Here is a 9,029-nt window from a genome sequence, read left to right on the forward strand (position 1 = left end):
GCTTCACCACCGCCTCCAGCATCACCACCTCCTCCACCACTCTGAGGGAACTCCCCATGTCACACCCCGAGCCGCGCACGCCCCTCGACGTCGCGGAGCTCATCGACGCCGTCCTGGCGGGCGACTACGGCCCCGCCCCCAAGGACCTCTCCGTCACCAGCGCGTTCTGGCTGTACAACACCACCCGCCTCGCCGGCAGCCATGTCACTTACCACAACCACTACTTGCTGCTCAGGGTCGGCACAGCCTTCGGCGCCTGTTCCTTCGAGGCCGGTGAACTCGCCCCGGAATTCTGTGAGAACGCATCGGGCCACACCCTCGACAAGCTGCTGCGCGCCGAGTCCACGCCCGTCCGCATCGCCGCACTCGACGCCTATCTCGCGCGGGTGAGCCCGCACCGGGACGCCGCCGAAGCCGAGCGCGTCACGCTGCCCACCGGCACCCCGGAAGTACGGGCGAAGGCCCGCGACGCCGCCATCGCCGGGCTGCTCGACATCGAGCCGGGCGCGAAGGTGGCGCTGATCGGCGTGGTCAATCCCCTCGTCGCGGCGATACGTGAGCGGGGCGGCGTCTGCCTGCCGTGCGACCTGAATCTCCGTACGACCCAGTGGGGCGACCGGATCACCGACGACATGACCGAGGTCCTGAAGGAAGCCGACGCCGTGGTCGCCACCGGCATGACGCTGAGCAACGGCACCTTCGACCTGATCCTCGCGCACTGCCGCGAGCACGAGGTACCGCTGGTGGTGTACGCGCAGAGCGGCAGCGCCGTGGCCCGCGCGTTCCTGTCCGCCGGGGTCACCGGACTCTCCGCCGAACCCTTCGCGTTCTCGCAGTTCAGCGCCGACGAGACGCCCCTCTACCGCTACCGGGAGGCGGCGTGAGCGTCGACTCCAAGGGCCCTGCGGTGGATCCCGGGCCCTCCCGGCCCTCCGCCGCCGACGAGGAGTTGCCCGGCGACCTGCGGATGGCCCGCACACTGTGGCCCGTCCTGGTCGCGTCCGCGGTGGGCCTGCTGCCGTTCACCATCTTCAGCACGTACCTGGTGCCCATGGCCAAGGACGCCGAAAGCAGCGTCGCCACGCTGGGTGGCCTGCGCGGACTCGGCGGTCTCGCCGCCCTGTTGGTGGGCACCGCGCTCGCCCCGCTGATCGACCGGGTGCGCAAGGAGTGGGCCGCGGCGGGCGGTCTCGCGGCGCTCGGCGCGTCCGCCGCACTCGGCGCGAGCGGGGACTTCATCCTGCTCGCCGTGTTCTGCCTGCTCGTCGGCGCCAGTACGTCGGTGCTCAACCCGGCGCTCACCGCGGCCGCCGCCGACCGCTTCGGCTCCGGCAAGGCCGCCGGGCGCGCGGCCACGCTCGTCACGGCGACCCAGTCGATGACGGCGATGCTCGCGGCGCCGGTCATCGCGCTGCCCGCGCTGTTCTGGGGCTGGCAGGGCGACCTGTTCGCCGTGACCGGGGTGTCGCTGCTCCTGGCCGCCGTCTTCTTCGTGCGCGGCAAGGACAAGCCGGTCCAGGAGCAGGAGGACGCCCAACGCCTGGGCTACATAGCCTCGTTCAAGGCGCTCGGGGCGATTCCCGGTGTCGTTCCGCTGCTGCTCATCGCCCTGCTGCGCACCGCCGTGTTCATGGGGTACCTCTCCTATCTGGCGGCCTACTACGACGACCGGTTCGCGCTGAACCCCGGGCTCTTCGCGTTCGTGTGGACGCTCAGCGGCGCGTCGTTCTTCGTGAGCAACCTCCTCACGGGACGGATCACGAACTCCGCCGAGCCGCGGATCGGCACCGAGCGGCTGCTGGCCATCGGCCTGGTCGCCGCGCTCGTCTCGGTCGTGGGCTTCTACTTCACGCACTGGCTGCCGCTCGCGCTCGCGATGACGTCCCTGCACGCGGCAAGCCACGCCGTCGTGGCCGCGTGCGTGATCAGCCTGCTCGTCCGTCGCTGCGGGACCCGGCGCGGCGCGGCCCTGAGCGTGAACGCCGCGGGGATGAGCCTCGGGGTCTTCGTGGGCGCGGGCCTCGGCGGGCTCGGGCTCGGGCTCGCCGGGTATCCGGGGATCGCCGTGGCCTTCGGGGCGCTGGTGGTCGTGGCGCTCGTGGCCGGGGTTCTCGTGCTGCGGGCGGGGCCGGTGGACGGGGATACGGCGGCGAACGGGGATCGGCCGGAGGAGACGGAGCCCGCCGCATAGCGACTCCCTGGAGTACCAACACACCTGCCGTCGAGGCGACTTGCCCCGTAGAGACTCGAAAGGCCCGACCGCCCATGCCTCCGCCCCCTGCGGCCACCGCTGCCCCGGCGTCCGAAGCGCCTCCCCCGGAGCCACCGCCCAAAGGCGTACGGAGCCGGGTTGCCGCCTCCCGCGCGGGTCTGGCGGCGACCTGTGCCGCGCTCCTCCTCATCCTTCTCGTCTCCGTCGTCGTGGCCATCGGCCTGGGCTCCGCGGTGGTCACGCCGGGCGACACGGCACGGTTGCTGTGGGCGGCACTGAGCGGCGGGAGCATCGACGCCGACGAGGTGACGACGTATCAGATCATCTGGCAGATCCGCACACCGCGCGTGCTCCTCGCGGCACTTGTGGGTGCGGGCCTGAGCGCGGTCGGCGTCGCCATCCAGGCACTTGTGCGCAACGCGCTCGCCGACCCCTTCGTCCTGGGCGTCTCGTCCGGGGCGTCGGCCGGCGCGGTCGGCGTCACGGTCACGGGCGGACTCGCGGCGCTCGGCGTCTACGCGGTGTCGGCGGGGGCGTTCATCGGCGCGCTCGTCGCCTCCCTTCTCGTGTACGTCGCCTCGGCGAGCCGCGGTGGCGGGCTCTCGCCGCTGCGGCTCGTCCTGACGGGCGTGGCCATGGCGCTCGGCTTCCAGGCGGTGATGAGCGTGATCATCTACTTCGCGCCGGACGGCGAGGCGACCAGCATGATCCTGTACTGGACGATGGGCGGCTTCGGCGCCGCGAGCTGGGGCGCCCTGCCCGTCGTCGCCGCCTGTGTACTGCTCGGTCTCGCCGTGCTCCACCGGTACAGCAGGGCGCTCGATGTCCTGGCGCTCGGCGACGAGACCGCGACGAGCCTGGGCATCAGACCCGACCGGCACCGCAAGGGTCTGCTCCTGCTCGCCTCGCTGATCACCGGGGTGATGGTCGCCGTGAGTGGCGCGATCAGCTTCGTCGGCCTGGTCATGCCCCATCTCGTACGCATGGTGGTCGGCGCCGCGCATGCGCGGGTGCTCGCCGTCGCGCCGCTGGTCGGGGCGGTGTTCATGGTCTGGGTCGATCTCTTGTCGCGGACGCTCGTGGCGCCGCGCGAGCTGCCGCTCGGAGTCATCACGGCGCTGGTCGGGGTGCCGGTGTTCATAGCGCTGATGCGGCGCAAGGGCTATATGTTCGGGGGCCGTTGAGATGGAACTCGTACTCGACGGCCTGTCCGTGCGGATCGACGGCAGGCTGCTCGTCCGGGACCTGTCCCTCGAGGTGGGCAGCGGCCAGATCGTGGGCCTGGTCGGCCCGAACGGCAGCGGCAAGTCCACCGCCCTCAAGTGCGTCTATCGCGCCCTGCGTCCGAGCTCCGGCGTGGTCCGGGTGGGCGACGATGACCTCTCGCGGCTGACGCCGCGCCGCAGTGCGCGGATCGTCGCGGCGATGGCCCAGGACGGCGCGGTGGACCTCGACTTCACCGTGGCGGAGGTCATCGCCCTGGGCCGCGCGCCCCATCTGCGCGGGAACCAGGCGCTGAGCGCGCGCGAACAGGACCTGTGCGCACGGACGATGGCCCGTCTCGACCTCACCCGCCTCGCCGACCGCGGCGTGCTCACCCTGTCGGGCGGAGAACGCCAACGCGTGTGCCTTGCGCGGGCGTTGGTCCAGGAGCCCCGGATCCTGGTCCTCGACGAGCCGACCAACCACCTCGACGTACGCCACCAGATCGAGCTCCTCTCCCTCCTGAAGGGCTCGGGCCTCACCGTCCTCGTGGTCCTGCACGACCTCAATCTCGCGGCGGCCGCGTGCGACCGCATCGGGGTGCTCTCCCAGGGCGCGCTGGTGGCCGCGGGGACGCCGGAAGAGGTACTCACCACGGCTCTCGTCGACGAGGTCTTCGGCGTCGAGGCCAGCGTGATCAGCCATCCGCTGACCGGCGACCCCCAACTCCTCTACGCATTGAGCCCCTCGGCTCCCTTGTGAACTCCCCTGTGAACTTCCCTCTGAAAGGCACCACCAGGCCATGCCCAGAACACGTACCACCATCGGATCGGCGCTCGCGGCGGCCCTGCTGCTCGGCGGCTGCGGCGCGGAGGTCGACTCGGACTCCAAGACCTCCTCCGGGAAAGCCGGAAAGGCCGGAAAGACCGAGAAGGCCGAGCAGGCCGAGCAGGTCACCGTCAAGCGCTGCGGTGAGCCGGTCACGTACAGGACTCCGCGGCGCGCGGTGGTCTACGAGGGCGGCAGCGCGGACAAGATGTTCAGCCTGGGCCTGACCGAGCACGTCCACGGCTATGTGATGCCCCCGGCCAACCCGCCGGTGAGCGAGTCCCCTTGGGCGTCGGAGTACGCCAAGGTGAAGATGCTCAGCGACGACCTGCTCAACAAGGAGCTCGTCGTGGAGGCCAAGTCCGACTTCGTCGTCGCGGGCTGGAACTCGGGCTTCAGCGATCAGCGGGGCATCACCCCGAAGATCCTGGACAAGCTCGGCATCCAGAGCTTCATGCACACGGAGAGCTGCTTCAACTATCCCGGCCACCCGCAGAAGGTCACCCCGTTCAAGGCCCTGTACTCGGACCTTGAACGCCTGGGCAAGATCTTCCAGGTCGAGAAGAAGGCGGACGAGGTCGTGGGCGGCCTCAAGAAGCGCGTGGCCGCCGTCGAGTCCAAGGCCCCCAAGGGCGACCCGGTCCCCGTCTTCCTCTACGACTCCGGCACCGACCAGCCCTTCACGGCGGGCAGCCAGGTCCCGCCGAACGACATCATCAAGACCGCCGGCGGCAGGAACATCTTCGACGGCCTCGACGAACGGTGGACCCAGGTGAACTGGGAGGCCGTCGCCAAGGCCGAGCCCGAGGTCGTCATCATCTTCGACTACGGCGACATGCCCGCCAAGAAGAAGATCGACTTCCTGAAGAAGTCTCCGCACACCAAGGAACTGCCCGCAGTGAAGAAGAACAACTTCTTCGTCCTCGACTACAACGAGGGCATCAGCGGGCCGCGCGACATCGACGGCCTGGAGAAGTTCGGGAAGTACGTGCGATCACTGAAGCGGTGACCTCGGCTCGACCGTGCCTCAGTGAGCCCCGTCGAGAGCGCCCGTCAGACGGCCGAGGAGTCCTTGCAGGGCGAGAATCTCCTCGACCGTCATACCGGTCGCGGCGAGAATACGGCGCGGCACGGGCAGCGCCCGCTCGCGCAGCTCGGCTCCGGCGTCCGTCAGCTGAACGGTGACGGAGCGCTCATCGGCGGCGCTGCGCTCACGCGCCACGAGTCCCGCCGCCTCCAGGCGCTTGAGGAGCGGCGAGAGCGTGCCGGAGTCGAGGCGCAGCCGCTCGCCTATCGCCTTGACGGGCTGCGGGCCGTCTTCCCAGAGCACCAGCATGACCAGGTACTGGGGATAGGTGAGCCCCAGGTCCTTGAGGGCATCGCGGTAGACGCCGCCGAAGGCGCGCGAGGCGGCATGCAGCGAGAAGCAGACCTGGTGATCGAGGCGCAGGAGGTCGGCGTCGGGCAGGTCGGTCTTGTCCGGTCGGTCGGTGCCGGGGGGTACGGCGGTCGGCGATGACGTCATGGGTCCAGGGTACCTGGCACGCATCATTTAGTTGTGCACAACTAAATCGTGTGCAACCATTGTTCTCGAGCGAATCATTGCTCTCGAGCGAACGAAACCCGTTCCTCACGTTCTTCGACCGAGGGAAGAGGACATCCCATGAACGCGCTGTACACCGCCGTCGCCACCGCCAACGGCCGTGAGGGCCGCGCCGTCAGCTCCGACGGCCAGATCGACCTCACGCTCGCCATGCCTCCGGCCCTGGGCGGCGACGGACAGGGCACCAACCCCGAGCAGCTCTTCGCCGCCGGGTACGCGGCCTGCTTCGCCAGCGCGATGGGGGCGGTCTCCCGTGAGATGAAGGTCGACGTCAAGGACGTCTCGGTGACCGCTGAGGTCTCCATCGGCAAGGACGACACGGGCTTCGGGCTCTCGGTCGTGATGCGCGTGGAGCTGCCGGACTCCCTGGCGGGCGAGACCGGACAGAAGCTGGTCGAGGCGACGCACGCGTACTGCCCGTACTCCAAGGCCACGCGCGGCAACATCGAGGTCGAGCTCGTCATCGAGTAACAGCGGACCGGGATTCGGGACAAGGCCCGGACGGCGGGTACCGTAGAGGGACCGATCTCATGGGCCTCCTGGTGGGCTGCGTGAACCCCAGGAGGCCCAGCATGACGACGAACCGCGGACGCAAGGACGTGATCCGGAACCGGATGACGTCGACCGGCGAGTCGTACAACGTCGCCGCCCGCAACCTCAAGGCCATGAAGGACATGGGCGCCACCCGCGAGGCCGTCGTCACGCAGCGCTGGCAGCCCGCCGAGACCCTGGACGTGCCGTGCCCCTGCGGCGGCACCTGTGAGCCCGGCGAGAAGTGCGACCACTGCCACGCCCGCCACCGCCACGTGGCCCGCTACCCCGGCAGCCGCACCGAGGTGGAGACCTGGGTGGACTGCTACGAGTGCATGGGCTGCGCGAACTCGTACACGATCCTCGTCGACCTGCCGGACCGCCCCTGGGGCATCGCCGAGGCGGTGATCCAGGGCGCGTCCGCCGAGCCGGTGATCCGGGCCACGGTGTTCCCGGGTGTGAAGCACCCGCTGCTGCGCCCCGAGACGCCGGACGAGGAACAGTAGGCCTCCGCCCCCCCCGTATATCGCGCGCCCCGCACCGCTTGCCCGCCCTACGATCGCCTCCCTACAGCCGGAGGAATCGGGGGCGGTCATGCATGAGGTGCGACGGCAGCCCTTGCGACCGCGCGGGAAGCGGATGTTCACTCCGCCGACGTGCTCGAACCGTTGCGGACCGCACATGCGCCGCGTGTCCGGTCCGCCGGTGTCACCGCGCTGCGACGGGCGGGGCAGCCGGAGCGGGCCGAACTGTTCCTCTGCGACCGGTCCGCGCGGGTGCGTGCCTGCGCCCGGTACGACCCGGAGGTGGGCGTGCTGCTCGACCGATGTCGGCCCTCTTCAGCGACCATGTCCTGAAGAGGCGCAAGTGGGAGGCTGGGCTGCGCGGTTGAGTTTCCGCCGAGCCGCGCCGCTCGGCCGGATCCCGCACGCGGAACCCAGCACGATGTCCGACATACGTCCGACATAAGTCCGACCTAAGTCGGACAGAAGTTCGGCACGCGTCCGACATGCGTCCGATATCCGAACCCTGCTTCCCGGTTTCTGACCGGATTCCTCTCTTGACGGCGAGTCGACGCACCCCCAATATCAGGCAACGCACTTCGCGCCACCCACCTGACTCAAGCTCAGCGCAGCTCCAGCGCCCTGCGGCATCCGCGTCGCAGGGCGTCAGTACGTTCCGTCCCCCTCGCTGTTCGGAATACGGAGCCCCACATGCGAATCTCCAGACCTGCCCTGCCCCGCACCCTGAGACGGGCCACCGCGGGCGTCGCCGCACTCGCCGCCGCCGGGCTGATCGCGGCCACCGCGCCCGCGGCCCTGGCGGCCCCGTCGCCGACACTCGCGGCCCCCGACATCCCGCTCGCCAACGTCAAGGCGCACCTCTCCCAGTTCCAGTCCATCGCCACGGCCAACGGCGGCAACCGCGCCCACGGACGCCCCGGCTACAAGGCCTCGATCGACTACGCGAAGGCCAAGCTGGACGCCGCCGGATTCACCACCACCGTCCAGCAGTTCACCTCCAGCGGCGCCACCGGCTACAACCTCATAGCCGACTGGCCGGGCGGCGACCCGAACAAGGTCCTGATGTCGGGCGCCCACCTCGACAGCGTCACCGCGGGACCCGGCATCAACGACAACGGCTCGGGCTCGGCCGGCATCCTGGAGACCGCGCTCGCCGTCTCGCGCGCCCAGCTGCAGCCGACGAAGCATCTGCGATTCGCCTGGTGGGGCGCGGAAGAGCTGGGCATGATCGGCTCGAAGTACTACGTCAACAACCTCCCCACCACAGAGCGTTCGAAGGTCTCCGGGTATCTGAACTTCGACATGATCGGCTCCCCGAACCCGGGCTACTTCGTCTATGACGACGACCCCACGATCGAGAAGACCTTCAAGGACTACTACGCGGGCCTGAACCTCCCCACGGAGATCGAGACCGAGGGCGACGGCCGCTCCGACCACGCCAGCTTCAAGAACGTGGGCATCCCGGTCGGCGGCCTCTTCTCAGGCGCCGACTACACCAAGACCTCCGCGCAGGCCCAGAAGTGGGGCGGCACGGCGGGCCAGGCCTTCGACCGCTGCTACCACTCGTCCTGCGACACCACGGCGAACATCAACGACACCGCCCTGGACCGCAACAGCGACGCCATCGCCTACGCCGTCTGGACCCTCGGCACGGGCACCACCGTCCCGCCCGGTGACTCGTACGAGAACACCGCGGACGTCACCATCCCGGACAACGGCGCGGCCGTGACCTCGACGGTGAACGTGACCGGCCGCACGGGCAACGCCCCGGCCACCCTCAAGGTGGACGTCGACGTCCGGCACACCTGGCGCGGTGACGTGGTCATCGACCTGCTCGCCCCCGACGGCACGGCGTACCGCCTGAAGAACTCCAGCAGCAACGACTCGGCGGACAACGTCATCGCGACGTACACGGTCAACGCGTCGAGCGAAGCGGCGAACGGAGCGTGGAAGCTCCGCGTGCAGGATGTGGCGGCGCAGGACACCGGCTACATCAACAGCTGGAAGCTGACGTTCTGACACCGTCCTGAGCACACACGCCCGGGGGGGGGGGGGGGGGGGGGGGTGGGGGGGGGAGGGGGGGGGGGGGGGGGGTGGGGGGTGGGGGGGGGGGGGGGGGGTGTCGAGG

The 9,029-nt window shown here is 69.9% G+C and carries 10 protein-coding genes; 9 read left to right on the forward strand and 1 reads right to left on the reverse strand.

Translation table 11 applies throughout. The annotated features are described in order from the left end of the window. The first annotated feature begins 56 nt into the window (after positions 1 to 56). The 5 genes from ACZ5CR_RS31935 to ACZ5CR_RS31955 all read left to right on the forward strand — a co-directional run bounded on the left by ACZ5CR_RS31935 (position 57) and on the right by ACZ5CR_RS31955 (position 5,252). On the forward strand, positions 57 to 884 hold the full coding sequence (locus ACZ5CR_RS31935) for a Rossmann-like domain-containing protein (RefSeq protein WP_468863834.1): 828 nt from the start codon (positions 57 to 59) through the stop codon (positions 882 to 884). After that, entirely contained in the window at positions 881 to 2,191 is a 1,311-nt protein-coding gene (locus ACZ5CR_RS31940; protein ID WP_468863837.1) for an MFS transporter, read from the forward strand. Before ACZ5CR_RS31935 ends, ACZ5CR_RS31940 begins: the two co-directional genes overlap by 4 nt. 74 nt (positions 2,192 to 2,265) lie before the next feature. After that, positions 2,266 to 3,396 carry a FecCD family ABC transporter permease gene (locus ACZ5CR_RS31945; RefSeq protein WP_468863839.1) on the forward strand — a complete coding sequence of 377 codons (1,131 nt, stop codon included), beginning with the start codon at positions 2,266 to 2,268 and terminating at the stop codon, positions 3,394 to 3,396. 1 nt (position 3,397) lies between these two features. After that, positions 3,398 to 4,177: an ABC transporter ATP-binding protein gene (locus ACZ5CR_RS31950; RefSeq protein ID WP_468863841.1), complete on the forward strand. Its 780-nt coding sequence runs from the start codon at positions 3,398 to 3,400 to the stop codon at positions 4,175 to 4,177. 40 nt (positions 4,178 to 4,217) lie between these two features. Continuing rightward, positions 4,218 to 5,252: an ABC transporter substrate-binding protein gene (locus ACZ5CR_RS31955; protein ID WP_468863842.1), complete on the forward strand. Its 1,035-nt coding sequence runs from the start codon at positions 4,218 to 4,220 to the stop codon at positions 5,250 to 5,252. An 18-nt stretch (positions 5,253 to 5,270) separates the two neighbouring features. Here ACZ5CR_RS31955 and ACZ5CR_RS31960 read toward each other — a convergent pair whose 3' ends face one another. Further along, the gene (locus ACZ5CR_RS31960; protein ID WP_468863845.1) at positions 5,271 to 5,768 is read right to left on the reverse strand and encodes a MarR family winged helix-turn-helix transcriptional regulator; all 498 of its coding nucleotides are present in this window, start codon (positions 5,766 to 5,768) and stop codon (positions 5,271 to 5,273) included. 138 nt (positions 5,769 to 5,906) lie between these two features. Here ACZ5CR_RS31960 and ACZ5CR_RS31965 point away from each other — a divergent pair, with 138 nt between their 5' ends. The 4 genes from ACZ5CR_RS31965 to ACZ5CR_RS31980 all read left to right on the forward strand — a co-directional run bounded on the left by ACZ5CR_RS31965 (position 5,907) and on the right by ACZ5CR_RS31980 (position 8,920). Next, complete coding sequence (locus ACZ5CR_RS31965) at positions 5,907 to 6,317, forward strand: organic hydroperoxide resistance protein (RefSeq protein WP_453529132.1); 411 nt, start codon at positions 5,907 to 5,909, stop codon at positions 6,315 to 6,317. Positions 6,318 to 6,418: 101 nt separating this feature from the next. Continuing rightward, on the forward strand, positions 6,419 to 6,883 hold the full coding sequence (locus ACZ5CR_RS31970; RefSeq protein ID WP_468863847.1) for a hypothetical protein: 465 nt from the start codon (positions 6,419 to 6,421) through the stop codon (positions 6,881 to 6,883). Positions 6,884 to 7,033: 150 nt separating this feature from the next. Continuing rightward, positions 7,034 to 7,234, forward strand: a complete 201-nt coding sequence (locus ACZ5CR_RS31975; RefSeq protein WP_468863849.1) for a hypothetical protein — start codon at positions 7,034 to 7,036, stop codon at positions 7,232 to 7,234. 357 nt (positions 7,235 to 7,591) lie between these two features. Further along, complete coding sequence (locus ACZ5CR_RS31980; protein WP_468863852.1) at positions 7,592 to 8,920, forward strand: M28 family metallopeptidase; 1,329 nt, start codon at positions 7,592 to 7,594, stop codon at positions 8,918 to 8,920. Positions 8,921 to 9,029 lie beyond the last annotated feature (109 nt).

Source organism: Streptomyces sp. NPDC031274, from assembly GCF_055570235.1.